Below are 24785 nucleotides of genomic sequence, written 5' to 3'. Positions count from 1 at the left end.
CGCGCCCACGTGGCGTCCAACCGGCCTGCCCAGCCAACCTCGTTCGCGCCGGACGAAACCCAGTCCATCGGCTACGCGTACGGCAACGACGAGGGCCCCTGGGAGGAGTGGAATCCCACCGCGGATTCCGTCCGTCCCGTCCGCGGCCGGCACCGCGTCAGCAAGCAGCGCGGCGGAGGACTCGCCCGCAGCTCCACCGTCCTCGGTGTCGGTGTCATAGCCGCCGTCGGCGCGGGTGGCATGGCCACCGCGGCGCCCGGCAAGCCGCCGGTCTCGATCTCCCTCCCCGACCTCTCCTCGGTCACCGAGTCCGCCAAGGCCCTGATCTCCGACGGCGGAGAGTCCGGCGCGCCCAAGGGCTCCAGCACCCCGCTCACCACCGCCGGACTGACCAGCGCGGACGCCGCGCAGGGCAGCGCCGACGCCGGTGAGGCGCTGCGTGCCCGCATCATGCAGCAGGCCGAGTCGCAGCAGGACCAGGTCGACACCGCGGCCCAGGAGGCCGCCGAGACCGCCGCCGCGAAGCAGGCCGCCGAGACCGCCGCCAAGCAGCAGGACGCCGCCGAGGCCAAGGCCGCCGCCGCCAAGAAGAAGGCGGAGGAGGAGGCCAAGGCCAAGGCCGAGGCGGAGCGCCTCGCCAAGCTCGCCAAGAGCTACTCGCTGCCCACCTCCTCGTACACGCTGACCTCCACCTTCGGTGAGGCCGGCTCCATGTGGTCCTCCGGCTACCACACCGGCCTCGACTTCGCGGCGCCCACCGGGACGCTCATCAAGGCGATCCACGGCGGCACCATCACGGAGGCCGGCTGGGCCGGCGCGTACGGCTACCGCACGGTCCTCACCCTCGACGACGGCACGGAGCTGTGGTTCTGCCACCAGTCGTCGATCAGTGTCACCGCCGGGCAGAAGGTCACCACGGGCGAAGTGATCGGGCGCGTGGGTGCGACGGGCAACGTCACCGGGCCGCACCTGCACCTGGAAGTGCACCCCGGCGGAGGCGACTCCATCGACCCGATGGCCTGGCTGCGGGGCAAGGGCCTCACCCCCTGAGCCGACCGTCTCCACCCTTGCGCCGAGGGGCTCCGGCTCCGGGCTGAGGGTTTCCCGACTCGTGCCGAGGGGTCCGACCCCCGACTGAGGTGCTCCACCCTTGTGCCGGGGGATCTCCCCTGGCCGAGGGTCTCCACCCTTGTGCTCAGGGATCCGACCCTGGGCCGAGGGTCTTCACCCGAACCCAGGGCTTCGTGCTCTGGGTGCACGGGCTTCATCCCTAGCCGAGGGCCCTGACCCCGGTGCGAGGGATGCCACTCCTGAGGCGCGACCACGCATCCTCCGCCGCGGCAGCGCCACTTCCTCCGCGGCAACGGTCTCCGGCGGTCCTGACGACAACCCCCCGACGTCAGGGCTGCCGGTCAGGTGCATTCGGGTGGCTTCGGATGCATGTGGAATACACCCATCCGGTAAGGGTGTTGGGGCGAGGTATGACTCCTCTCCGCAAGCTCGGTCCGTCCGACCTCGAGGTCTTCCCGCTCGCCCTCGGGGGCAACGTCTTCGGCTGGACCGCCGACGAAGCACACTCCTTCGCGGTGCTCGACGCGTACACCGCCGCCGGCGGCAACTTCGTCGACACCGCCGACTCCTACTCGGCGTGGGTCGACGGCAACGAGGGCGGCGAGTCCGAGACCCTCATCGGCTCGTGGCTGAAGAAGCGCGGCAACCGCGCCGATGTCGTCCTCGCCACCAAGGTCAGCCAGCACCCCCGGTACCCGGGCCTGTCCGGTGCCAACATCAAGGCGGCGGCCGACGCGTCCCTGCGCCGCCTCGGCACGGACCACATCGACCTGTACTACACGCACTTCGACAAGCCGGAGGTGCCGGTCGAGGAGATCATCGGCGCGCTCGACGAACTGGTGCGGGCGGGCAAGGTGCGGCACATCGCCGCGTCCAACATCTCCCCCGAGCGGCTCCGCGAGTCCCTGGAGTTCTCCGACCGCGAGGGCCTCGCGCGCTATGTCGCCCTCCAGCCCCACTACAACCTCGTCTCGCGGGACACGTACGAGGGGCCCCTGCACGACGTCGCCTCCCACGCCGGCCTCGCCGCCGTCCCGTACTTCGCCCTCGCGTCCGGCTTCCTCACGGGCAAGTACCGCCCGGGCGCGAGCGTCGACTCGGCCCGGGCCGCCGGGGCGGGCAAGCACCTCGACTCCGAACGCGGCATCCGCGTCCTGGCCGCCCTCGACGAGGTCGCCGAGGCGCACGGCGCACCGGTCGCCACGGTCGCCCTGGCCTGGCTGGCCGCCCAGCCGACGGTCGCGGCCCCCATCGCCTCCGCCCGCACGGTCGAACAGCTCCCGGCGCTGCTGGGCGTGGCCGACCTGGTCCTCACGGAAGGGGAGCTGGCGACGCTGACGAAGGCGTCGGCCTGACGAAGGCGTCGGCCTGACGGGAGCAGCCGCTAGGTCCGGTAGGGGTTGTAGGCGGGGTACGGGGCCACCGGGCCGTACGGGTTCCCGTGCGGCTGTCCCTGCGGTTGGTCCGCGGGCTGTCCGTACGCCCAGGCGTACCCGTAGCCGTACCCGCCTGTGTGGGCGGGCCACGGCGGTGCCGGAATCCGCGGCGCGACCACCCGTGCCGCGTACGCCAGGGCGGGCCGGGCGATCTCCCTGCGCCGCCACAGCTCGTCGAGCAACTCCCGCTCCCGCACGACGAAGTCCGCGCCGGCACGGCCGCGGCGGCCCCGGTGACGCAGGAACGCGAGCGAGGTCGCGTACGCCTCGTACTCCGCTACCGAGCGCGCCGCGGCCTTCCCGCCGTGATGCCCCGCGTACTCGCGGGCGAGCCGCCGCGCGCGCATGGAGCCGAGCACATGGGGTTCGACCGGGGTCAGCCAGCCGGCGACGGCGTACGCCGGAAGCTCCGTGCGCACGGTGCGCAGTTCACGCTGCCGTGTCCAGACGACCAGCCAGGTCAGCAGTCCGAACGCGGGCACCATGAACGCGGCGTACACCGCGAAGAACCCGTACTCCCCGAACGTCGAGGAGCCGTTCCAGACGGAGTGCATGCCCATGGCGAGCAGCAGTCCGCCGAAGGGCAGCAGCACGCGGCGCAGATGCTGGCGTTCCGCGGACAGCGCCGCGATGCCGAAACCGATGCCGGTCAGCACGGTGAACAGCGGATGCGCGAACGGTGACATGACCACGCGGACGAAGAAGGTCGCGGCGGTGAGGGAGGCGAGCCCCCGCTCCCCGCTGAGCTGGTCGGTTCCGAACGCGGTGCCGAGGTAGAGGATGTTCTCGGTGAACGCGAAGCCGGTGGCCGTGATCCCGGCTATGACGACCCCGTCGACGATCCCGGTGAAGTCCCGTCTGCGGAAGAGGAAGACCAGCAGCACGGCCGCCGCCTTCGCGGATTCCTCGACGATCGGCGCTATGACGGTCGCGCCGAGCGTGTCGGCGCTCGACGGGTCCGCGGTCGAGGTCGCTATCCATCTGGTCGCGAAGCTGTTGGCGACGATCGCTATGAGCGCGGCGGCACAGGCGCCCCAGGCGAACGAGAAGATCAGATTGCGCCAGGGGCCCGGTTCGACACGGTCCAGCCAGCGGAACGCGGCGATGAGGAGCGGCACGGGGAACACGGCGAGACCGAGGCCGACCAGAAAGCCCTCGGTGCCGGTCTGCTCGCGGACGAGCGCCAGGATCACGAGCCCCGACATCGCGAGCAGGGTGATCAGCGCGCCGTACCGGACCCATCGGCGCTGCCACCAGTGCGCGTGCCGCAGCCCACCGCCGGCGGGACCGCCGGGGTGCGTCGGGTACGTCGGGTACGGAGGGCAGGTGGCCACGGCATCGACCCTAACGAGGGAGGGGCGCAGCCCGCGACGGTGCCTGGTGCTGCCCGGGGCACCCGCGCGGACACCGAAGGGACGCCCGGGTGGCTCCCGGGGCTTCAGCGGCCCTTCAGCCGTCGGCGGACTGCTGGTCCGGGTGCTCTTCGAGCTGCTGTACGCGCCGGAAGAGGAGGTCGTTCACCACATGACCCTTGTCCAGTCCCTGGCCCTCGAAACGGGTCAGTGGCCGGAAGCCGGGACGTGGCGCGTAACCGCCGTCGGGCTGGGTGTTCTCGAAGTCGGGGTGTGCGCTCAGCACTTCGAGCATCTGCTCGGCGTAGGGCTCCCAGTCGGTCGCGCAGTGCACGATCGCGCCCGGCTTGAGGCGGGTCGCCACCAGGCTGAGGAACTCGGGCTGGATCAGCCGCCGCTTGTGGTGCCGCTTCTTGGGCCAGGGGTCGGGGAAGTACACCCGCAGACCGCTCAGGGACTCCGGCCGGAGCATCTCCCTGAGCAGGATGATCGCGTCGCCGTTGGCCACACGGACATTGGACAGGCCGTTGTGGTCGGCGAGATTGAGCAGGTTGCCCTGGCCCGGCGTGTGCACGTCGACCGCGAGGATCCCGGTCTTCGGGTCCTCGGCCGCCATCTGCGCGGTGGCCTCGCCCATCCCGAAACCGATCTCCAGCACGACGGGGCAGTCGGTCCCGAACAGCTCGGCCAGATCGATCGTCCGCTGCCCGTCGATGTCCAGACCCCACTTGGGCCACAGCCGCTGGAGCGCGTCCGCCTGCCCGGCCGTCACCCGGCTGCGACGCGGCTGGAAGCTCCGGATGCGCCGCTCGAAGTGCGACCCGGCGGGGTCGGCCTTCGGGCCGTCGGGGAACCGGGGCTCGCCCTTCGCACGGGTATGCCGCAGCGAGCCGGCGTCGGTGGCCGGCCCGGCCTCTTCGGGGGAGTCAAGGAAGTCAGACACAGTGGTGTCGATTTTACGGGGGTGTGCGGGGTGGGGGATCCGGGTCCGGGACAAGGTCCCCCAGGGGCAGCAGGGGCAGCAGGGGCCGGGTCCGGCCGGGGGACCGGAGTGTCATGTGCCGGCCAGTGCGGCCAGTGCCCTGCGGGCGACCTCCCTTCCGATGGGCAGCGAGGCCGTGGCCGCGGGTGACGGCGCGTTCAGCACGTGGACCGTCCGGGGGCCCTCCTTGATCAGGAAGTCGTCCACCAGGGTGCCGTCGCGCAGGACCGCCTGGGCCCGCACCCCGGCCGCCGCGGGGACCAGGTCCTCCGGGGCCACCGCGGGCAGCAGACGCCGGACGGCCGTGGTGAACGCCGCCGTCGACAGGGAGCGCCGCAGCTCCCCGGCGCCGTACCGCCAGTGCCGTCGGGCGATCCGCCAGGAACCGGGCCAGCTCAGGGTCGAACCGAGCTCACGGGGGCGTACGACGCTCCAGTCGTACCCCTCGCGGGCGAGCGCGGGCACCGCGTTCGGGCCGATGTGGACGCCGCCGTCGATGCCGCGGGTGAGGTGCACCCCGAGGAAGGGGAACGCGGGGTCGGGCACGGGATAGACCAGTCCTCGGACCAGCTCGGGCCGCGCCAGCGTGTAGTACTCGCCGCGGAACGGCACGATGCGCATCCCGGGGTCGTCGCCCGTGAGCCGGGCGATCTCGTCGCAGTGCAGCCCCGCGCAGTTCACGAGGACGCGGGCGCGGACGATCGTGCCGTCGGCGGTGCGCACCGCGGCGCCCAGGGCCGGGCGGCGGTCGATGCGGACGACCTCGGCCCCGTACCGGATCTCGGCCCCGGAGGCCTCCGCCAGCTGCCGGGCCACCGCGACGAAGTCGCAGATCCCCGTCGTGCCGACATGGATCGCGGCGAGGCCATGGACCTCCGGCTCGTACTCCGCGATCTGGGTGGGGCCCAGCTCGCGCACCGGAATGCCGTTCTCCCGGCCGCGCTGCACCAGCGCGTGCAGCCGGGGCAGCTCGGGCTTCTCCGTGGCGACGATCAGCTTGCCGGTGACGGCGTGCGCGATGCCGTACTCCGCGCAGAACTTGACCATCTCGGTGGCGCCCCGCGTCGCGTACTGCGCCTTGAGGGAGCCCGGGCGGTAGTAGACACCGCTGTGGATCACCCCGCTGTTGCGTCCCGTCTGGTGACGGGCGGGGCCCCGCTCCTTCTCCAGCACCGTCACCCGCGTGCCCGGCGCCGCGCGCGTGATCGCATACGCCGTCGACAGGCCGACGATCCCGCCGCCGATCACCAGCACATCGCAGTCGTACGTGCTCCGCACCTGCCACACCTCCCGACTCGATAGTGCACTGCGCCACTGACAATGCCCTCAAACCCGGAAGGTGCCCCGAGGACGCGCAGGACGCATCCCGGCCCGCGTCGCGCCCGCTCCTCGGGGCCCGGCCCCGGCGCCGCTAGGCCGGAGCCATCAGCAGCGGCCGTGCGCGCTCCCGCAGCTCGACCACGCGCGGCTCGTCGCCGTACGGCTCCAGCCGGTGCAGGAGATCCTTGACGTACTCGGTGGTGCGCGCCGAGGAGATGCGCCCCGCGACCTCCACCGCCCGGACGCCCTGCTCGCACGCGGCGTCCAGATTGCCCGACTCCAGCTCCGCGACAGCCGACACCACCAGGCGCAGGCCGTGGGAGCGGACGAACTCCTCCGTCGGTTTCGACAGAGCCTGCTCGGTGAAGCGGCGCACCTGGCGGGGTGCCTTCAGGTCGCGATAGCACTCCGCCGCGTCGGCGGCGAAGCGGTCGTAGGAGTAGAAGCCGAGCCAGGACGGGTCGTTGTCGCCCTCCCGGGACCGCTCCAGCCAGCCCTCTGCGGCCTTCAGGGCGGCGCCCGCCGCCTGCGCGTCACTCGCGCGTGCGTGCGCGCGTGCCTCGACGAGACGGAAGAAGCTCATGGTGCGGGCCGTGGCCAGTCCCCTGTTGCGCTCCAGGGCGGCCTGGGCGAGGTCGACGCCCTCGTCGCCGAATCCGCGATAGGTCGCCTGGAGGGACATCGACGCCAGGACGTAGCCGCCGAGGGGGACGTCGGCGGCCGCGCGCGCGAGCCGCAGCGCCTGGATGTAGTAGCGCTGGGCCGCCTCCTGCTGGCCCGTGTCGAAGGCCATCCAGCCCGCGAGACGGGTGAGTTCGGCGCTGGCCCCGAACAGGGCCCTGCCGACCTCGTCGGAGTACGAGCCGAGCAGCAGCGGAGCCGCCTCCACCCGTAAGCACTCGGGCACCATCGACGAACGCCAGTCGCCGCCTCCGTACTTGGAGTCCCAGCGCCTGGCGTCCTCGGCTGCCTCGCGCAGCTTCTGCACGTCGCTGTGGCCGACTTTCAGCGGTGCTCCGGAGCCCTCACCGGGGTTCACCTCGCGCGCCACCGAACTGTCGGCCGGTGTTATCAGCCAACGGGAAGCGGGAGTTGCGTATGCGCTCACTGCGAAGGAGCCGGCCAGCGACTGCCAGATGCCGCCGCCACCTGCGCGGCGACCTGCGAGGTCGAGGCGGTACAGCTCGGTGGCCGACCGCACCGCCTGTCCGACGTCCCGGGGGAAGGCGAGGCCCACTTCCGGCGCGGGGTCCGCGTCCGCCAGGCCGATCTCGTGGAGCGGCACGGGGCGGCCGAGCTTCTGGCCGATGGCGGCGGCGATGAGGTGCGGCGCCGCACCTTGCGGCACCATTCCCTTCGACACCCAGCGTGCCACCGACGTCTTGTCGTAGCGAAGAGTCAACCCGCGTTGGGCGCCAAGGTCGTTGACGCGTCGCGCGAGTCCTGCGTTGCTGATTCCCGCGAGGGCGAGAACGGCGCCGAGTTTTTCGTTCGGCCCGCGTTGCTCCCTGGACATGCGCCACCCCTCGACACAGACGGCTGCCGCGCTGGCATAACCACGCGGCATTCGTAAACCCAGCGTAGTTCGCCCGATCCCAAGCGTTAAGGGGCGTTCTTCCGGATGGCGGGATTGTGGTCCGTACGACTGTACGGACGGTTGCGATGTGCTCCCGCTGTGTGGCTGTGCGCCTGCCCGTGCGCTCTTCTCCGGCCATCCGGGGAGCGCTTCCATGAACCCTGCGTGGGTCGGCCCGCTGTACTGGATCCAGTGGGCTGGGGGACACCGCCGCCTCCATCCCCGCGGGCGGCGGACCGGTCCGGGAGGCGAACTCCGCCTCCCGGACTGTGCGTTGCCGAAGCGGTGCGCAGGGCCTGTACGGAGAGTGTGCATGCCTGCGCGCCCGTAGCCGATTTGGCTGAAAATCGATGGCGGCTTTCCGCGGCGAATAGGGCTCCTACCACGTGAGTTGAGGGCGCGTAGGGGGTTTTGGGGGAGCGTATCGGGGGCGCATTCGCGTCGGCCGGGTGGGGGCGGGGGGAGCCCGCGTGGGCCCCGTGCGGACTGCGGCGCGGGGTGGGCGCGCCGGGTTCCCGGGTGGATTCGCCTGTGGGCCAAGGCGGTTGAGCGCCGGCTCGCTGTGCCCGGGTGGGCAGGTCCCGGTGGGCGCGTGGCGGGTGCGGAGCGGCGCGGACGCATGCACAGGGGCGCATTTCAGGGAGCGCAAGCCGCCGCAGGGGCCCTCCCGCGCGCTTCCTTCGTGGCAGCATGGTGCCCAGTTCGTACGGTGCACTGGTTGTCCACAGCCTGTGGAGGCGGCGATGCGATGGTTGGTGGGGTGGAGCAGTACCGCCGCCAGAGCGCCTGAGATCGGCTCGGCGGGCGCTACCGGCAACGACGGCGAGACCGTGCATCCGGTCGGCTCCCAACTCCTGTGGGGCGATCCCGATCCCCTCTGGGCCGTCGGCGACTGGCGCCCCGACGAGGTCCGCGTCGTGAAGGCCGACCCGCAGAACCGCATCGCCGTCCTCGGCACCTGCGCGGCCTCCGACGAGGAGCTCCGCGTCGGGCTGTTCGCCGCGCGCGGCGGGGCCCTTCGGCACCTGACCAACTGGGCGGGCAGCTACACCGCCGTCGTCCAGGTGGGCCGGCGCGTGACCGTCTGCGGCGACCTCGCGGGCGCCCGGCCCGTCTTCTACACGCCCTGGGCCGGCGGCACCGCGTACGCGACCGCCGCGCTGCCCCTCGCCGACCTCATCGAGGCCAACCTCGACTTCGGGCATCTCGCGGCCCTGCTCGCCGCCCCCGACGTGCCGGACGCCGTGCACGACTCGACCCCGTACGAAGGGGTGCGGCGCATTCCGCCGGGGCACGCGCTCATCCTGCGCGCGGGGGCGCGGGAGATCGCCGGGTACGAACCCGTCGCGTCCCTCGCCGTCGCCGCCCCCTCCGCCGACCCCGACAGCGCCGTGGACGCCGTGCGGGACGCCCTCGTGGAGGCCGTCCGCGCGCGTCTCGCCGCGCCGCGGCACGTGCCCGGCACCGACGTGGACCCCGGGCCGGTGCCCGGGATGGGGCCGGCCGAGCGGCGCGCCGCGCGCGGCATGCCCGTGCCGGGCATCGGCGCCGACCTCTCCGGCGGGCCCGCGTCCGGGACGCTGGCGCTGCTCGCCGCCGGGCTTCCCGGGGCGCCCGGCACGGTCCTCGGGCACGGCACCGGCGCCGGTGAACGGCTGCTCGCGGTCACCTTCAACGACCTCGCCGTCAGAGGGCGGGAGGCCGAGCTGGAGCGGGCCGGGACGCTGGCCGCGAATCCCCGGCTGCACCATGTCGTCGTCGCCGGGGGCGAGGAGGTCCTGCCCTACGCCGACCTCGAAGGCCCGCTGACGGACGAGCCGGGGCCGTCCCTGGTGACGGCCGCACGCCACCGCGCGCGACTCGCCTCCGGCAGCGCGGACCACTTCACGGGGTACGGCGCCCGGCAGGTCCTCGACGCGCACCCCGCCCGGCTGGCGGACCTCCTGATGGACCGCAAGCGGCGCCATCTGGTGCGGCCCGTCGCCGCGTTGGCGAAGGCCGACGGGTCGGTGATGGTCCCCGCGCGCGTGTACGCGGCGGCGCGGAAGCTGGCCCGTACGCCCTACCGCAGCGGGGTCGACGTCCTCGCCGAGCGGCTGCTGCACCGGCGGTTCGAGGAGCCCGGCGGGGCCGTGGGGGCGTCGCTCGCCGCGCTCACCTGGGCCAGACCCGGGCCCGCGGCGCGTTGGCTGACCGGGGAGGCGTTGGCTGAAGTATCGGTTCGCCTCCAGGCGGGTGGAGGGCGGGCCGGGGTCGGACCCGGGCAGCGGCCCGGCGACTTCCGGGCGCGGGCCGCGCTGGCCCGGCACGCGGCGGACGTGCGGGTGCTGGAGCAGGCCGCCGAGATCCGCTTCCAGCGGCTGCACGCTCCGTTCCTGGACAACCAGGTGGTGCGGGCGTGCCGGAGCCTTCCGGAGGCGCTGCGGGTGCAGCCCGGGGCGCGGGCGGCGATTCTCCGTACGGTGCTGGAAGGGGCCGGGGTGGGGGATCTGCCGCCGGGGTGGGGTGCGCCGTCCCATGCGTCGTCGGCGGCGGCCGCGCGGACGGGGTTGCGGGCGTTCGCGGACCCCCTGATCGGGCTGTTCGACACGCCGTTGCTCGCTCAGGCGGGGCTGGTCGAGGCCCGGGTCGTCCGCAAGGCGCTCCGCGCGGCCTCGGAGGGCGAGACCCTGCCGCTGGACGGCCTCGCCGATCTCGTCTCCCTGGAGGTGTGGCTGCGCCGGCTGCTGTCCCGCCGCGGTACGTGCTGGACGGGGACTCCGGCTCGCCAGCGGGCCGTTCCTGCGGGGATAGTGCCGCAGGGGCGGGCTCTGGGGGCGGGGGCGGGGCGTCACGCCTGAGCCGGGGCGCGCTGTCGGGCCGTTTCGCCGCCTCCGGTCCGGTGGGTGGGTTGCCTCCGGTCCGGTGGGTGGGGCGCCGTCTGTCCGGTGGGTGGGTCGGGTCCGTGCCGGTGATCCGCCCGTTGCAGCCGTCGTCTGGTCCGGTGTGTCAGTGCGGTGGGTTCGTGTTGCCGTCCGCAACGGGCATTTGATGCACCGGCACGGCCCCTTCGGTGAGAGGGCGGGTGCGGGTGTGAGTGGGGTGCGGATACGGGCGCGGGTGCGAGTGGGGCTGGGGGCCGGCCGTCGACCCGTCCGACGGCAGCTCCCGTCCCGTCCGGCGGCAGCCTCCCGTCTAGTCCCGCGTTGAGGGCAGGGAACCACCCCCAGCCCGTCCGGCGGCAGCTTCCCTGCTGTCCGGCGGCAGTTCCAGTCCCGTCCGGCGGCAATTCCCGTCCGGCGCCAGCTCCCGTCTCGTCCCGCCTTGAGGGCAGAGAGCGACCTTTCAGCCCGTCCGGCGTTCGAGGACGAGGCCGTTCAGGCCGGTCTGGTCCAGTTCCGGGTGCCTTGCGGGGTCGGGTGCGTCCGCCTCCCGCCCGTGCGGCACGACTTGCCCCGTCCCGCGTTGAGGGCAGGGAGCGACCTTTCAGCCCGTCCGGCGTTTGAGGACGAGGCCGTTCAGGCCGATCGGGGGTCCGGGGGCGGAGCCCCGGGGGAGGGTGCTGGTGGGGGTGTGGACCGGCTCGCCGGGGAAAGGCGGTGTTCCGGCGGGCGAGGGCGGCGAGAATGGGCGGGTGCGGTACAGAATTCTGGGGATCACCCAGGCGGAGGACGACCGGGGAACCCAGGTGGACGTGGGCGGCCCCCGCGTACGCGCCCTGCTCACCGCACTCGCCCAGCGCCCCGCCCACCCCACCAGCCCGGCCACCCTCATCGACGAGGTCTGGGCGGACGCTCCCCCCGCGGACGCCCCCGCCGCGCTCCAGGCGCTGGTCGGCCGTCTCCGCCGGGCCATCGGCAAGGACGAGGTCGCCTCGGAGGCGGGCGGCTACCGCCTCCGTGCCACCGGCGACGACGTGGACCTGTTCGTCTTCGAGCGGCTCGCCGCGGAGGGCCGGGCCGCTCTGGACCGGGGCGATGCCACGACCGCGGCCGACCGGCTGCGCGAGGCCCTGGCCCTGTGGCGCGGCCCGGCCCTCGCCGACCTGCCCGACCGCTCGGCGGCGACCCGTCCGGAGGCGCTGCGTCTGGAGGCGACGCGGGCCCGGGCCGAGGCGGACCTCCGGCTCGGCCGTGCCTCCGACGTCGTACCGGAACTGCGGGAGCTGACGACGGCCCATCCGTACGACGAGGGGTTGCAGGTCCTGCTGATCCGCGCCCTGCGCGACGCGGGGCGCGGAGCGGACGCCCTCGCCGCGTACGAGGAGGTGCGCCGCGGGCTGCTGGAGGGCCTGGGCGCCGATCCCGGGCCGGAACTGCGGTCGCTGCACGCGCAGTTGCTGAGCGGGTCGTCCGGGGGCGGTCCCGAGGCCGGGCCGGCCGAGCCCTCGCGGGGCGGGAATCTGCGCCCTCGGCTGAACTCGTTCGTGGGGCGGGAGCCCGAACTCGACGCCATCCGTTCGGATCTCGGCAGGGCCCGCCTGGTCACCCTGACCGGACCGGGCGGTTCGGGAAAGACCCGCCTCGCGGAGGAGGCCGCCGCCGGGCTCCCGCAGGCCTGGCTCGTCGAGCTGGCCCCGCTCGACCGGCCCGAGGCGGTCCCGGGCGCCGTGGTCAACGCGCTCGGTCTGCGCGAGACCGTCCTGATGACCAACGAGATGGCGGGGGTGCCGCAGGACGACCCGGTCGCGCTGCTCGTCGAGCACTGCGCCCCACGCAGCCAGCTCCTGATCCTCGACAACTGCGAGCACGTCATCGGCGCGGCGGCCGAGCTCGCCGAGACCCTGCTGACGCACTGCCCGGGCCTCACGATCCTCGCGACCAGTCGTGAACCCCTCGGTGTGCCGGGCGAGTTGCTGCGCCCGGTCGAGCCCCTGCCACCGGATCCGGCCCGCCGGCTGTTCATGGAGCGGGCGTCGGCCGTGCGTCCCGACGCCGGTGTCGCGCTCCACGACGCGGCGGCGGTGGACGAGATCTGCCGGCGGCTCGACGGTCTCCCCCTCGCCATCGAGCTGGCGGCGGCGCGGCTGCGGCTGCTCACCCCTCGCCAGATCGCCGACCGGCTCGACGACCGTTTCCGTCTGCTGACCTCCGGAAGCCGTACGGTGCTGCCCCGCCAGCAGACGCTGCGTGCCGTCGTCGACTGGTCCTGGGACCTGCTCGACGAGCGGGAGCGGACAGCGCTGCGCGAGGTGTCCGTGTTCGCCGGCGGCTGGGACCTGGCGGCGGCGGAGGCCGTGTGCACCGGCCCGGCGGCCGATCTCGTCGGGGCGCTCGTCGACAAGTCCCTGATCGTCGCGACGCCGTACGACGACGAGTGGGGCGGCATGCGGTACCGCATGCTGGAGACGATCCACGAGTACGCCACCGAGCGCGCCGCCGAGGTCCCCGGGCTGCGCGCCGCGGCCGAGCGCCGGCACCGCGCGTGGGTGCGCGCGCTCGTGGAGGAGGCCGAACCGCTGCTGCGTTCCGCCGCGCAGCTCCCGTGGATCCGCCGGCTGGAGGCCGAGCTCGACAACATCCGGGCGGCCCTGCACCGCACGGTCGTCGCCGGTGACGAGGAGACGGCCGGCGCCGTGGTCCTCGCCATGGGATGGTTCTGGTGGCTGCGCAACTACCGCCGTGAGGGCACGGAATGGACGGAGTTCGTGCTGCGGCTGGGCACGGCGGCCGAACTGGGCACGATGCCCGCGGGGCAGGACACGCACTCGTTCCTCGCCGCGCTGCAAACGGTCGACCCCGTGGCGGTGTTCCTGGAGGCACCCGGGCGCGACGCGTCTCATCCGCTGCGTCCGATGCGGATGAGGCTGCGGATGTTCGACCTGTTCATGAAGCTGGAGGCCGGGCCGCCCGGCGACTGGGCGGACGACTGGTCGCGGGAGTACATCGAGCGTGTGCAGGCCGCTTTCAAGGCGGGTGGCCCGGACGCGGCGCGGATGCCGGGACTCGTCTGGCCGCTGGCCTCGTACTTCCTCGGCGGGACGACCGACGCGCAGCCCGCACTCGACGCGGCGATCGCCAACTGCCGTGAGTACGGCGGCGAATGGGAGGTCGGCGTCATGCTGATGTTCCGCACGCACATGGTCGTCGACGCCCCCGGTGGCATGCCCGGCGTCGATGACGACCTGGCGGAGCTGCGCGTGCTCAGCCGCCGGGTGGGCGACCGCTGGATGCGGGCCCAGGTGTGCAGCGCGGCCGGTGAGGCGGCCATGGCGCGCAGCCGTTTCGGGGAGGCGAAGGGCGAGTACGAGGAGGCGCTGCGGCTCGCCCACGAGGTGGGGGCGTACGCGGAGACGCCGTTCCTGATCGCGCGGCTGGCGGAGGTCGCGTACCGCTCCGGCGAGCGGTCCAAGGCTTTGGCGACCCTGGACGAGGCGGGCGCCGCCGCCGACCGCTACGGGGTGATGGATTCCAGACCGTTCGTGCATCTGCTGCGTGCCCAGATGGTCCTGGACGAAGGGGAGGTCGCCTTCGCGCGCGAACTGTGCGAGCGGGCGCGTGCCGAGTCCGCCCTGGGCAGCCCGCCGCCGCAGTTCACCGCGGCGCTCAACTGGGTCGACGCGCTGGTGACGGTCGCCGAGTCCGGGCCGCTCATCGGTCTGCGGAAGATGGTCGACGCCCTGCGGGAGGCGGTCGACCTGCGGTGTGCCGACGTGGTGGCGGCCGCTTTCGTCGATGTCGCCGCGGGGCTCGTCGGCGAGCTCGGCGACCATCCGCTCGCGGTCCGGCTGCTCTCCGCGGGTTCACGGTGGCGTGGCGGCCATCCGCGGCCTGCCCGCGAGGAGACCGTCGCCGAGCGTACGGAGGCCGCCGCGCTCGCCGCCCTCGGCCCGGTCCGCCACGCGTCCGAGCGGGCCGCGGGCGCGGACTTCACCACTCAGGAGGCGCTGCGGGACCTGGCCGCCGCGTTGCGGGAGCGCGCCGCCGGATAACGGCGTACCGCGCTCACCCGCACCGGAACTTCGACTCCGCCCAGTCCGCCAGCGACGCGGAGTCGAACGGGCCGTGCGGTTCGACCTCGAGGCGGACCGTCCTGCGGCCGGTGAGGTCGACGTGGACGGGGACGGCCCGGTCGCCGCCCTCGATCAGCGGTGACCGCCACAGCCGCGTCCCGTCGGCGTGGACGGAGAACCGCACGCTGCCGAGGCCCATCGTCAGGTCGTCGACGCCGACCGTCGCGTCGTACGAGGAGCACGCGCGGTTGAGGTCGATGGTGACGGAGGACCGGCCGTGCACGGTCACTCCGTGGGCGTACCGGTCGTTCGCGATCGACAGCCCGTCGCGCTGCCACACCCAGGTGCTCTCGCCGAGCCGCATCTCGGGGCCGGTGTGGTCGCCCTCGATGCTGTAGCCGAGCTCGCTCCACTGGTAGACGACCGGCGCGGGAGGGGGCGGTGGCGGGGTCGGCGTCGGTGGTGGCGGTGGTGTCGGGCGGGGCGTGGGCTGCGCCTTCGTCGGGGTGGGCGTGGGGGTGGGGGACAGGTCGGGGGTGGGTTTCGGGGACGGCTCGGGCCTCGGCTTCGGGGGCAGGGTGGGCGCCGGGGCGGGGGGATTTGGCGCGGGCGCCTGCTTCGGAGGCTTCGGTGACGGCAGCGGCGCCTCGACGGCGGGCGAGGCGGGTGGTTTCGCCTCGGGCCGCTTCGCCGGGCTGTCGTTGCCGGCCAGGGCGAGTGCCACCGCTGTCGCGGCGACGGCGACGACGCCCGCCGCGATGCCCGCCTTGACCGGCGCCCCGAGCCCTTCCGCGGCCGCCGCGCCGCTTCCGGCGCTCGCCCCGCCGGAGCCGCCGCCCGCCGCCGCGCCCGCGGCCCCCGCCGCTCCGGCCCCGGCGCCGCCGGCGATGAGCGCGACGGCCTTTCCGTACCCGGCGGCACCGAACCAGCCGATGACGGCGACCGGCACGACCGCGGGGATGCCGCCGGCGACTTCCTTGATCTGGCCGGCGGCCAGCCGGCACTTGGCGCACTCCTCCAGGTGCTTGCGCAGTCCGCGCTCGGCGCGCGTGCGCAGCCCGCCGCGGGCGTAGGCGCCGAGCCGGTCGGCGTACCGGGCGCACTCCTCGTCCATGGTGAGCGTGGTGCTGACGTGCGCTTGGAGGTAGGCCTGCTTGAGGCCCTCACGGGCGCGGCTGGCGAGGACGCGGGTGCCGTTGGCGTCGAGTCCGAAGAGGGTGGCCACCTCGCTCGGCGACTCGTCCTCGACCTCGGTGTGCCACAGCACGGCCTGCCAGCGCTCGGGCAGCGACCGGAAGGCCCGCATGGCCATGGACTGCTCGGCCTCGTGCATCGCGCGCACGTCCGCGCCCAGGTCGAGCGTGTCGTCGTCGGACACGTCGGATCCGCGGGCCGCCTGCGCGGCGAACACCGCGAAGTCGTCGACCAGATGCTCACGCTTCGCCGACTTCGTCCAGTTCGCGGCGACGCGGCGGACCGTCGTCAGCAGGTACGCGCGGACGGCGTGTTCGGGGCCGCTGCCGCCGCGTACCGCCTGGAGCATGCGGGCGAAGACCTCGGCCGTGAGGTCGTCGGCGGTGTGGGCGTCCCGGCAGCAGGTGCGGGCGTAGCGGCGGACGGCCTCCGCGTGCCGCCGGTACAGCGCTTCGTAGGCGGTGTCGTCGCCCGCGCGCATCCGTGCGACGAGGCCGGCGTCGGAGGGCGGCCGTTCGACCGGGGGCGGCAGCACGCCGTCCTCGCGCCGGTCGCGCTGGGCCGGGACGCCGGTGTCGGGTGCTCCACCTGTGGGCACGGGGGCCGAGGGGATGCCCTGGCGTCCGCCCTGGCTGGGTACCTGTCCTGGCATGTGGCCGGGCACCTGGCCGGGCACCTGTGGGGTCGGGCCGTCGCCGGCTTCCGGGCTGTTGTCGGCTTCCGGGCTTCCGCCGACTTCTGGGCTTCCGCCGGTTCCCGGGCCTTTGCCGGTCTCCGCGTTGCCGTCCGCGCCGCCGTCCGCGTCACCGTCTCCGGGTGACTCGTCCCGCCCGTCAAAACTCATCGCGGAAAGCCCCCGCCTGCACACTCGGACCCGAATACCGGGCAAGAGTGCCACACGCTCCAGGGGCGGGTCCTTCCCGAACGGGCCAACCACTCGTCCGGGGGGACTTCCCACCCGGGAGTACTACTGGTCACTCGTTCGGGGAATGGTCAACAGCCGTTGCTCGAACGGGAGTTGGCTTATGGCCTGATAGGGGTGGAGTGCAGTGCGAGGGCCGCGCGCGTCGGCTCCGTGGCCGTCGTACGCACGGCCCGCGACGGGCCCGCTGTTCTTCGTGCCCACGGCCCGCGACGGGCCATGGTCTTCGTGAGCATGGCCCGTGATGGGCCGTGGTCTCTCCGTGTGTACGGCCCGCTGCGGCCCCGTGGCCCGAACCGGCGCCCCGTCCGGGAGCGCATCGGCGCAGAGGCCGGGGCGACAGGACCGCACGCTTCACATCGAGCGCCCCCTGGCGTGGGTCACGCCGGGCGGGAGCGCAGGCCTTCCAGCAGGATGTCGAGCAGCCGGGCCGAGGCCGCGGCCTGCTGGGCGGCGTCCGGCAGCGACGGGGCGGCCGTCGCGATCACCAGGAGGACGTCCGCGACGGTGACGTCCGCGCGCAGTTCGCCCGCCGCACGGGCCCGGTCCACCAGTCGGCCCACCACGTCGAGCAGGGCCGCCGCGCCGGCGTCGTCCGCCGGGAGGATCGACTCCTCCACGGCCGGTGCCGGCCGCTGCTCGACGAGCCGCAGTTCGGGCGTGGGCTGCGAGCGCTGCTGCGGCACCCGCGCCTCGTCCGTCTCGGAGCCGTCCTCGGCGACGCCGACCCGCAGCACCTGCGGGGGCAGCAGCCGTCCGGCGCCCGAGGCCACCGAGGTGCGCAGGAAGCGCGAGAGCGCCGACCACGGCTCGTCCTCCTGGCCGAGTGCCGCGCGTGCCTGGTCGGTCAGCCGGGAGGTCTCCTCCTCGGCTATGCGGCGGACCAGGACGTCCTTGCTCGGGAAGCGCCGGTACACCGTGCCGACGCCGACCCGGGCGCGCCGGGCGACGTCCTCCATGGGCGCGCCGTACCCCAGCTCGCCGAAGACCTCGCGCGCCGCGCGCAGGACGTGCTCGAGATTGCGCTGTGCGTCCACGCGCAGCGGTGTGGTGCGCGATGCGTCCGCCGGCACCCGGCCGTTGCCGCCCGTCGCGCCGCCGGGCGCGATGGCAGACGCGGAAGACCAATGAGAGTCCTGAATGTGCATAACGTTCCCCCGGTAATGACGTCTCCCCCCGGAGACTCTCCCCGCCATTGATAGCCGGAGCATGGGGCACGAACTCGTCCGCACGGGTCCCCGTCGGACCCGTGGAGCGCATCCCCCTACACTCCGTCGACACACGAACATAGTTGAGAGGCAGTCAATTCAGAAGGGGCAGGTTCCGCACGGAGCGCCCCCCGATCGGAGTACGGGCCGGTTACGTCCCGATTGCGCCCCCTCCGTGCCCCCCTCGCACCCGCTCTGAGCTGCGGTTTTCTCGCAGAGCCCGGCAAATCGGCCAACTCTTCGCGTTGTCGGCGGCCGGTCACACAAATTGTCGGGGCTGTGGACAAACGCTGTTGTCGGGTGCGTCATGGGATGGTGAAGGAACGTGCGCGCATTCTCATTGTCGGCGGCGGCTACGTCGGGATGTACACGGCCCTGCGCCTCCAGCAGAAGTTGAAGGCCGAACTGAAGCGGGGCGACGTCGAGATCACCGTCGTGTCCCCCGACCCGTACATGACGTATCAGCCGTTCCTTCCCGAGGCCGCCGCGGGCTCGATCTCCCCGCGGCACGTCGTCGTCCCGCTGCGCCGGGTCCTCGGCCAGTGCAGGATCGTCATCGGTGAGGCCCAGTCGATCGACCACGCCAAGCGCACCGCGACCCTCACCACCCTCGCCACCGAGGAGGAGGGAGCCGGCGCCGAGCAGATCGCGTACGACGAACTGGTCCTCGCCCCGGGCTCCGTCTCGCGCACCCTCCCGATCCCCGGCCTCGCCGACTACGCCATCGGCTTCAAGACGGTCGAGGAGGCCATCGGCCTGCGCAACCACGTCATCGAGCAGATGGACATCGCCTCCTCCACCCGCGACCCCGCGATCCGCGACGCCGCCCTGACCTTCGTCTTCGTCGGAGGCGGGTACGCGGGCGTCGAGGCGCTCGGCGAGCTGGAGGACATGGCCCGCTACACCGCGCGCTATTACCACAACGTCCGGCCCGAGGACATGAAGTGGATCCTCGTCGAGGCCTCGGACCGCATCCTCCCCGAGGTCGGCGAGGAGATGGGCAAGTACACGGTCACCGAGCTGCGCCGCCGCAACATCGACGTGCGCCTGGAGACCCGCCTCGAATCGTGCGCGGACCGCGTCGCGGTCCTCAGCGACGGCGCGCGCTTCCCGACCCGCACGGTCGTGTGGACGGCCGGAGTGAAGCCCCACCCGATCCTCGCCGCCACCGACCTGCCGCTCAACGAGCGCGGCCGGCTGCGCTGCACCCCCGAGCTGACCGTCGACGGCGCACCGCACGCGTGGGCCGCGGGGGACGCCGCCGCCGTCCCGGACGTCACCGTGGACAAGCCCGGCACGGACACCGCGCCCAACGCCCAGCACGCCGTACGGCAGGCCAAGACCCTCGGCGACAACATTGCGCACTCCCTGCGCGGCGAGCCCCTGGAGACGTACTCCCACAAGTACGTCGGCTCGGTCGCGTCGCTGGGACTGCACAAGGGCGTCGCACACGTCTACGGCCGCAAGCTGAAGGGCTATCCTGCCTGGTTCATGCACCGCGTCTACCACCTGAGCAGGGTGCCCACCTTCAACCGCAAGGCCCGTGTGCTCGCCGAATGGACCTTGGCGGGGCTCTTCAAGAGGGAGATCGTGTCTCTCGGTTCGCTCGAACACCCCCGTGCGGAGTTCGAACTCGCGGCCGGTGGAAAGCCTCCTCACGACCCGAAGGGGTCGTCCTGACCGGACCGCGGAACTCCACCGGCCGGACCGGCGTCTGACGGATGTCGGCCCGGTCCGCCAGACTGCCAGACTGGTCCACGACCTCGGGCGGGCGAACCGCTCGCCCTTCTCACCACGAGGCTTTCCCCACTGTGAACTTCACGCGCTGGAGCGCCCGGCTCCCCGGAACGCAGCGCCGCGCCGCAGCGCGGACCGAGCACACGGTCACCCCGGACCGACGAGGGGAAGGCTCCGTGCCGGCGGCCCGCGTCGAGCAGCTGACCGACGACGCGCCGCCCGCCCTCGCCGTCGACGAACTGCGCGTGCGCGAGGTCCTCGACCGCGTCCCGGCGCTCGTCGCCCTCGTGCACGGGTCCGACCACCGCCTCGCCTACGTCAACGACGCCTATGCGGCGGCCTTCGGCGCCCGCCCGGTGGGCGTGCCCGCGCGCGAGGCACTGCCCGAACTGGACGCGCTCGGCCTGCTCCCGCTCCTCGACCAGGTGCTGCGCAGCGCCAAGCCCCGCACGGTCAAGTCCCGCAAGGTGCCGAGCGGTCGCTCCTACACGTTCACCTGCACGCCCGTCGACATCGCCCCGGACGGCGAGGGCCGCGGGGTGCTCGTCTTCGCCACCGACGTCACCGACCACGCCGAGGCCGCCGAACGGTTGCGCGCCAGCGAGCGCCGCCAGCGCGAGACGGCGTCACCCTGCAACGCTCCCTGCTCCCCCAGGAGCTGGAGCAGCCCGACGACCTGCGCATCGCGGCGACGTACCAGCCCGGCGGCACGGAGGCCGCGGTCGGCGGCGACTGGTACGACGTGATCACCCTCGGCGGCGGCCGGACGGCCCTCGTCATCGGCGACGTCATGGGACGGGGCGTGCGCGCCGCCGCCGTCATGGGCCAGCTGCGCACCGCCGTCCGCGCGTACGCGCGCCTCGACCTGCCGCCCCACGAGGTGCTGCAGCTCCTCGACGGCCTCGCCACCGAGATCGACGCCAACCAGATCGCCACCTGCGTCTACGCCGTCCACGACCCCAACGAGGGGCGCCTCGTGTACGCGTCCGCCGGCCATCTGCCGATCCTCGTACGGGACGAGAGCGGCACCATCCACCGTGCCGACGAGCCCACCGGGCCGCCGCTCGGCACCGGCGGCTGGCTGCACGCCTCCGGCTCGGTCCCGCTCGGTCCCGGCTCCACGGCCGTCCTGTACACGGACGGTCTCGTGGAGCGCCGCGACGAGGACCTGGACGAGGGGATCGCCGCGCTGGAGCGTGCCCTGGCGGGAGCCACCGGCACACCGCAGGTGGTCTGCGACCGGCTGGTCCGCTCGGCGGGCGTCACGGCCGACCACGACGACGACGTGGCCGTCCTGGTCCTCCAGCACCCGGCGCGCACCGGAGCGGACAGCGACCTGTTCCGCAACGCCGCCCTGGAGCTCCTCGGCGGGGTCGAAGCGGCTCCACGCGCGCGTGCCTTCGCCTCCGGTGTCCTCACCAGCTGGCGCTTCCCCGCGGATCTGCACGACCTGGGAGTCCTCGCCGTCAGCGAGCTCGTCGCCAACTCGCTCCAGCACGGCACCCCGCCGATGCGACTGCGCCTGCGGCGCACCGACCGGCGCCTGACCATCGAGGTGACCGACGGCGACGAGCACCTGCCCCGCCGACGCCGCGCCGAGCCCGGGGACGAGGCCGGCCGCGGCATCGCCATCGTCGCCACGATCGCCTCCGCCTGGGGCTCGCGCCGCACACCCGGCGGCGGGAAGGCGGTGTGGTGCGAGTTCGTCCTGCCCCGCGGCGGCACCACGTGAGCCCGCCCGTCGCCTGAGATCCCCCGGCGCGCGGACCGGGCAGGCGGAAGGGGGTGCACGCCGGAGGCACCTCCGCGCGCCATCTAGCCGTCCGCACCCACCGGTGCTAGTAGCTCCCCCATGGCAGACGAAACGGGCTTTCAGCTCAAAGGAACCGCCCCCGAGCGGTACGAGCAGTACGCCGCGCCGTTCATGGCGCCCTTCGTCGACGCGGCCCTGGACGCCGTCGACCTCTACCCGGGCGCCACGGTCCTCGACCTGGCGTGCGGAACCGGCTTCGTGGCCCGCGCGGTCGCCGCCCGCGTGGGCCCGCCGGGCCGCGTCTTCGGCGCGGACGTCAACGAGGGCATGATCAGGGTGGCCAGGGCGCACGCGCCCCGCATGTACCCGGACATCGACTTCACGACGGCCCCCGCCGACAAGCTCCCCTACGAGGACGCCACCTTCGACGCGGTCGTCTGCCAGCAGGGCGTCCAGTTCTTCCCCGACCTCGACGCCGCCTTCGCCGAGGTGGCCCGGGTGACCCGGCCCGGTGGCCGGTTCGCCGCCACCGCCTGGGCCGCGCGGGAGCTGATCCCGTACTTCGTCGCCCAGTACGAGGCCGTCATGGAGTACGGCGGACCCGACGTCGCGGCGGACTACGAGGGCGCCTTCTCCGGCACCGCGGAGCGCCTCACCGCCGCCCTGCGCACCGCCGGCTTCCACGACGTCACCGCCCGCGAGGTCGGCTTCGGCGTCGCCCTCCCGCCCCTCGACGCCTACGCACCCGGCCAGCTCTCCTCGACCTCCTGGGGCCAGACGATCATCGACACCCGGGGCGAGGAGGCCCTCGCGCGGGCCGGCCGCGCCGTCCACGCCCACCTCGCGGACCGCACCGCCCCCGACCACAGCGCGACCGTCCCCTTCACGGCCAACCTGGTCACGGCGGTGCGCTGACACACGACGACGGCCGTCACCAGGGTGCTCCGTGGTGACGGCCGTCGCCCGTCCGTGCCGGTACGTCCGTGCGTCAGGCGCTCGCCGTGACCGGCTCCGCCGGCGCGCCGCCCTGCGCGACCACCCGGCTCCTCACGAGCGACGGCTGGTTCTGCGCGGGCGTGAGCTGCCGTCCCAGGCGCACGGCGAGGAACGTGATGCCGAGCGAGAACAGCAGGAACGTCACGATGTACGGGCCGTGCAGCGACGCGCCCATCGGACCGCCCACCGCCGGACCGATCGCCAGCGCGAGCTGCTTCACCAGGGCGAAGGCGGAGTTGTACTGACCCGCCATGCCCGTCGGCGCCAGGTCGGCCACCAGCGGGGCGACCGTCGGCGACAGCATCGCCTCACCGAGCCCGAAGAGCGCGTACGTCGAGACGAACGCGGCGGTCGCCATGGTCCGGCTGCCGTGCCCGAGACCCGCGTACCCGGCCGCGAGCCACGCCACGGCCCAGATGAGCCCGACCGCGGCGATCACCCGGGACCGCTTCCTGCGCTCGACGAACTTGAGGACCGCGAACTGCGCGACCACGATCATCGCCGTGTTGGCGGCCATCGCCGTGCCGAGCGCGGACGTGGAGATACCGGCCGCCTCGACGCCGTACGCGGACAGACCCGACTCGAACTGCCCGTAGCAGGCGAAGAACAGCACGAAGCCCAGTACGGAGAGCTGCACCATGGCCCGGTTGCCGAGCAGCTCCTTCCAGGTGCCGCCCCTGGCCTGCGGCGCGTTCCCCTCGATCCGGGGTGCCCGCGGCATCCGCACGGTCGACATGATCACGACGAGCAGCAGGAACATGGCCGCCTCGATCGCGAACAGCAGGGTGAACGAGCTCGCCCTGCTCGTGTCGACGATGTGGCCGCCGATCAGACCGCCGACGCCGAGGCCGAGGTTCTGCAGGAAGAACTGCATCGCGAAGGCACGCGAGCGGGTGTCCGCGGTGGAGCAGTCCACGATCATCGTCGCCAGCGACGGCTGCATCACGGCCTGACCCGCGCCGAGCGCGGCGGCCGACAGCAGCACGGTGGCCGCGCTGCCGGCCAGACCGAGGCTGAGCGCTCCGACGGCGGCGGTGAGCAGGGCGGCGAGCAGGACCGGCAGCGGGCCGCGCCGGACGATGGCCCGCCCGGCGAACGGCAGCACGACCAGGGCGGCGACGGCGAAGACGGCGAGCACGACGCCCGCCGTCATGGAGCCGAGTCCCCGCACCTGCGCCACATAGACGTAGAGGAAGGGGACCGTAAAGCCGAGCCCGAACGCGCTGAGAGCGTTGCCCACGTGGATCCGGCGCATCGCTGCGCCCATCGCCCTGGTCACTTTCACCTGCCTTGGTCGTGAAGCCCCAGGGGCCACGTACGTGCCCCCTGCCCATGTCGCCGCCACGGGCGCATGTTCAGGGGGCATGAATGCAGACCTGAAGACTTCGAAGCTAAAGTTAGAAGTTGAACTCTACACCTTGAAGGACTTCAATGCCAAGCGACGCCGTGCGATACTGCCGCCATGGGCGACACTCCCGGCGTCAACGAGCCGACACTCGAAGAACAGATCGCCGCCTACCAGCGCGAGTTCCAGGACCTCGACCCCCAGGTCGAGAAGATCGTGTCGGCGCTCTCCCGCCTGAACCGGCGTATGAACGTCGCCTACGGCCGCCAGACCGCCGCCCTCGGCATCAGCAATGCCGAATGGGAGGTCCTCAAGGCCCTCGTCCTCTCCGGCGCCCCGTACCGCATGGGCCCGAGCGACCTGGCCAAGCGACTGGGTCTGACCCCGGCCGCGATGACCCACCGCATCGACCGCATGGTCGCGGAGGGGCTGGTCACCAGGGAGCGTGACGAGTCGAACCGTGTGCGCGTCATCGTGGAGCTGACGGACGAGGGTCGGGAGAAGTGGCTGGAGGCGATGCGCCTCGCCACCGTCTTCGAGGAGGACCTGCTCCAGGACCTGTCCGCCGAGGAGCGGGGTGTCCTGGGCGAGGCCCTGACCCGCTTGCTGCGGCGCGTGGAGCACGCCCAGCCGGACGCCGGCGGCCGGCTCAGCGACCTCGATTAAAGATCTTGACAGGGATGGTTGACATCGTCCTGACGGATCCGTAAGGTTCTTCGAGTTGCCACGGGGCCGTAACGGTTCTGCGACAGCACCTCCGCCGCTGATGCGGCAACCCAACCACCAGCACGATCTCCCAGTCGGGGTGAATTCGGCGTGCCCGAATTCAATTCGATTCGGGCTCGACGGCCCGATTAGGAACCGCCGGGAGGATCCGCTAAAGTTTGGGACGTCGGAACGGCCCAACAGCCGGGAAGACAAGCCCCCCTGACTGGGAGTCAGAGACGAAAGAGTCTGATAGA

General features: G+C 73.2%; 14 protein-coding genes and 1 pseudogene. 8 read left to right on the top strand and 7 right to left on the bottom strand.

Going from position 1 to position 24785, the window contains the following annotated elements; translation table 11 throughout:
• Positions 1 to 9: 9 nt before the first annotated feature.
• Positions 10 to 1050 carry a M23 family metallopeptidase gene (locus BKI49_RS17840; RefSeq protein ID WP_095935262.1) on the top strand — a complete coding sequence of 347 codons (1041 nt, stop codon included), beginning with the start codon at positions 10 to 12 and terminating at the stop codon, positions 1048 to 1050.
• A 431-nt stretch (positions 1051 to 1481) separates the two neighbouring features.
• Complete coding sequence (locus BKI49_RS17835; RefSeq protein ID WP_095935261.1) at positions 1482 to 2426, top strand: aldo/keto reductase; 945 nt, start codon at positions 1482 to 1484, stop codon at positions 2424 to 2426.
• Positions 2427 to 2455: 29 nt separating this feature from the next.
• Here BKI49_RS17835 and BKI49_RS17830 read toward each other — a convergent pair whose 3' ends face one another.
• The 4 genes from BKI49_RS17830 to BKI49_RS17815 form a co-directional block, all read right to left on the bottom strand.
• Complete coding sequence (locus BKI49_RS17830; RefSeq protein ID WP_095935260.1) at positions 2456 to 3841, bottom strand: PrsW family intramembrane metalloprotease; 1386 nt, start codon at positions 3839 to 3841, stop codon at positions 2456 to 2458.
• 115 nt (positions 3842 to 3956) lie between these two features.
• Positions 3957 to 4802 (bottom strand): tRNA (guanosine(46)-N7)-methyltransferase TrmB, encoded by an 846-nt coding sequence (gene trmB, locus BKI49_RS17825; RefSeq protein ID WP_095935259.1) that lies wholly within the window; start codon positions 4800 to 4802, stop codon positions 3957 to 3959.
• 111 nt (positions 4803 to 4913) lie between these two features.
• The gene (gene lhgO / locus BKI49_RS17820; protein ID WP_257004841.1) at positions 4914 to 6119 is read right to left on the bottom strand and encodes an L-2-hydroxyglutarate oxidase; all 1206 of its coding nucleotides are present in this window, start codon (positions 6117 to 6119) and stop codon (positions 4914 to 4916) included.
• A gap of 133 nt (positions 6120 to 6252) precedes the next feature.
• Positions 6253 to 7677, bottom strand: a complete 1425-nt coding sequence (locus tag BKI49_RS17815) for an NsdA family TPR-like regulatory protein (protein WP_095935257.1) — start codon at positions 7675 to 7677, stop codon at positions 6253 to 6255.
• 803 nt (positions 7678 to 8480) lie between these two features.
• Here BKI49_RS17815 and BKI49_RS17810 point away from each other — a divergent pair.
• Positions 8481 to 10577 (top strand): asparagine synthase-related protein, encoded by a 2097-nt coding sequence (locus BKI49_RS17810; RefSeq protein ID WP_095935256.1) that lies wholly within the window; start codon positions 8481 to 8483, stop codon positions 10575 to 10577.
• 773 nt (positions 10578 to 11350) lie between these two features.
• Positions 11351 to 14647, top strand: a complete 3297-nt coding sequence (locus BKI49_RS17805; protein WP_179332484.1) for an AfsR/SARP family transcriptional regulator — start codon at positions 11351 to 11353, stop codon at positions 14645 to 14647.
• 13 nt (positions 14648 to 14660) lie between these two features.
• On the opposite strand, the gene BKI49_RS17800 is transcribed toward BKI49_RS17805, so the two are convergent.
• The gene (locus tag BKI49_RS17800) at positions 14661 to 16706 is read right to left on the bottom strand and encodes a sigma-70 family RNA polymerase sigma factor (RefSeq protein ID WP_095935255.1); all 2046 of its coding nucleotides are present in this window, start codon (positions 16704 to 16706) and stop codon (positions 14661 to 14663) included.
• Positions 16707 to 17164: 458 nt separating this feature from the next.
• Positions 17165 to 17932: a TetR/AcrR family transcriptional regulator gene (locus BKI49_RS17795; protein WP_095935254.1), complete on the bottom strand. Its 768-nt coding sequence runs from the start codon at positions 17930 to 17932 to the stop codon at positions 17165 to 17167.
• Positions 17933 to 18304: 372 nt separating this feature from the next.
• Here BKI49_RS17795 and BKI49_RS17790 point away from each other — a divergent pair, with 372 nt between their 5' ends.
• The 3 genes and pseudogenes from BKI49_RS17790 (at position 18305) to BKI49_RS17780 (ending at position 22397) form a co-directional block, all read left to right on the top strand.
• Positions 18305 to 19672 carry an NAD(P)/FAD-dependent oxidoreductase gene (locus BKI49_RS17790; RefSeq protein ID WP_095935253.1) on the top strand — a complete coding sequence of 456 codons (1368 nt, stop codon included), beginning with the start codon at positions 18305 to 18307 and terminating at the stop codon, positions 19670 to 19672.
• A gap of 131 nt (positions 19673 to 19803) precedes the next feature.
• A pseudogene (locus tag BKI49_RS17785) lies at positions 19804 to 21461 on the top strand (ATP-binding SpoIIE family protein phosphatase).
• A gap of 120 nt (positions 21462 to 21581) precedes the next feature.
• Positions 21582 to 22397, top strand: coding sequence for a class I SAM-dependent methyltransferase (locus BKI49_RS17780; RefSeq protein WP_095935252.1), 816 nt, complete (start codon positions 21582 to 21584; stop codon positions 22395 to 22397).
• A gap of 73 nt (positions 22398 to 22470) precedes the next feature.
• On the opposite strand, the gene BKI49_RS17775 is transcribed toward BKI49_RS17780, so the two are convergent.
• Positions 22471 to 23745, bottom strand: a complete 1275-nt coding sequence (locus BKI49_RS17775; RefSeq protein ID WP_095935251.1) for an MFS transporter — start codon at positions 23743 to 23745, stop codon at positions 22471 to 22473.
• 195 nt (positions 23746 to 23940) lie between these two features.
• On the opposite strand from BKI49_RS17775, the gene BKI49_RS17770 reads away from it, so the two are divergent.
• The gene (locus BKI49_RS17770) at positions 23941 to 24489 is read left to right on the top strand and encodes a MarR family winged helix-turn-helix transcriptional regulator (protein WP_095935250.1); all 549 of its coding nucleotides are present in this window, start codon (positions 23941 to 23943) and stop codon (positions 24487 to 24489) included.
• Positions 24490 to 24785: the final 296 nt, after the last annotated feature.

Source organism: Streptomyces sp. Tue6028 (assembly GCF_002300165.1).
GTDB classification, from domain to species: domain Bacteria; phylum Actinomycetota; class Actinomycetes; order Streptomycetales; family Streptomycetaceae; genus Streptomyces; species Streptomyces siamensis.
Note: the sequence above shows the minus strand (reverse complement) of the source record. Positions and strands in the feature narration are given on the sequence as shown.

Coding starts and splice junctions, on each gene's coding strand:
- BKI49_RS17835 (WP_095935261.1), top strand. CDS start 1,482: ATGACTCCTCTCCGCAAGCTCGGTCCGTCCGACCTCGAGGTCTTCCCG.
- BKI49_RS17810 (WP_095935256.1), top strand. CDS start 8,481: ATGCGATGGTTGGTGGGGTGGAGCAGTACCGCCGCCAGAGCGCCTGAG.
- BKI49_RS17790 (WP_095935253.1), top strand. CDS start 18,305: ATGGTGAAGGAACGTGCGCGCATTCTCATTGTCGGCGGCGGCTACGTC.
- BKI49_RS17800 (WP_095935255.1), bottom strand. CDS start 16,706: ATGAGTTTTGACGGGCGGGACGAGTCACCCGGAGACGGTGACGCGGAC.
- BKI49_RS17815 (WP_095935257.1), bottom strand. CDS start 7,677: ATGTCCAGGGAGCAACGCGGGCCGAACGAAAAACTCGGCGCCGTTCTC.
- BKI49_RS17780 (WP_095935252.1), top strand. CDS start 21,582: ATGGCAGACGAAACGGGCTTTCAGCTCAAAGGAACCGCCCCCGAGCGG.
- BKI49_RS17770 (WP_095935250.1), top strand. CDS start 23,941: ATGGGCGACACTCCCGGCGTCAACGAGCCGACACTCGAAGAACAGATC.
- BKI49_RS17795 (WP_095935254.1), bottom strand. CDS start 17,932: ATGCACATTCAGGACTCTCATTGGTCTTCCGCGTCTGCCATCGCGCCC.
- BKI49_RS17775 (WP_095935251.1), bottom strand. CDS start 23,745: ATGGGCGCAGCGATGCGCCGGATCCACGTGGGCAACGCTCTCAGCGCG.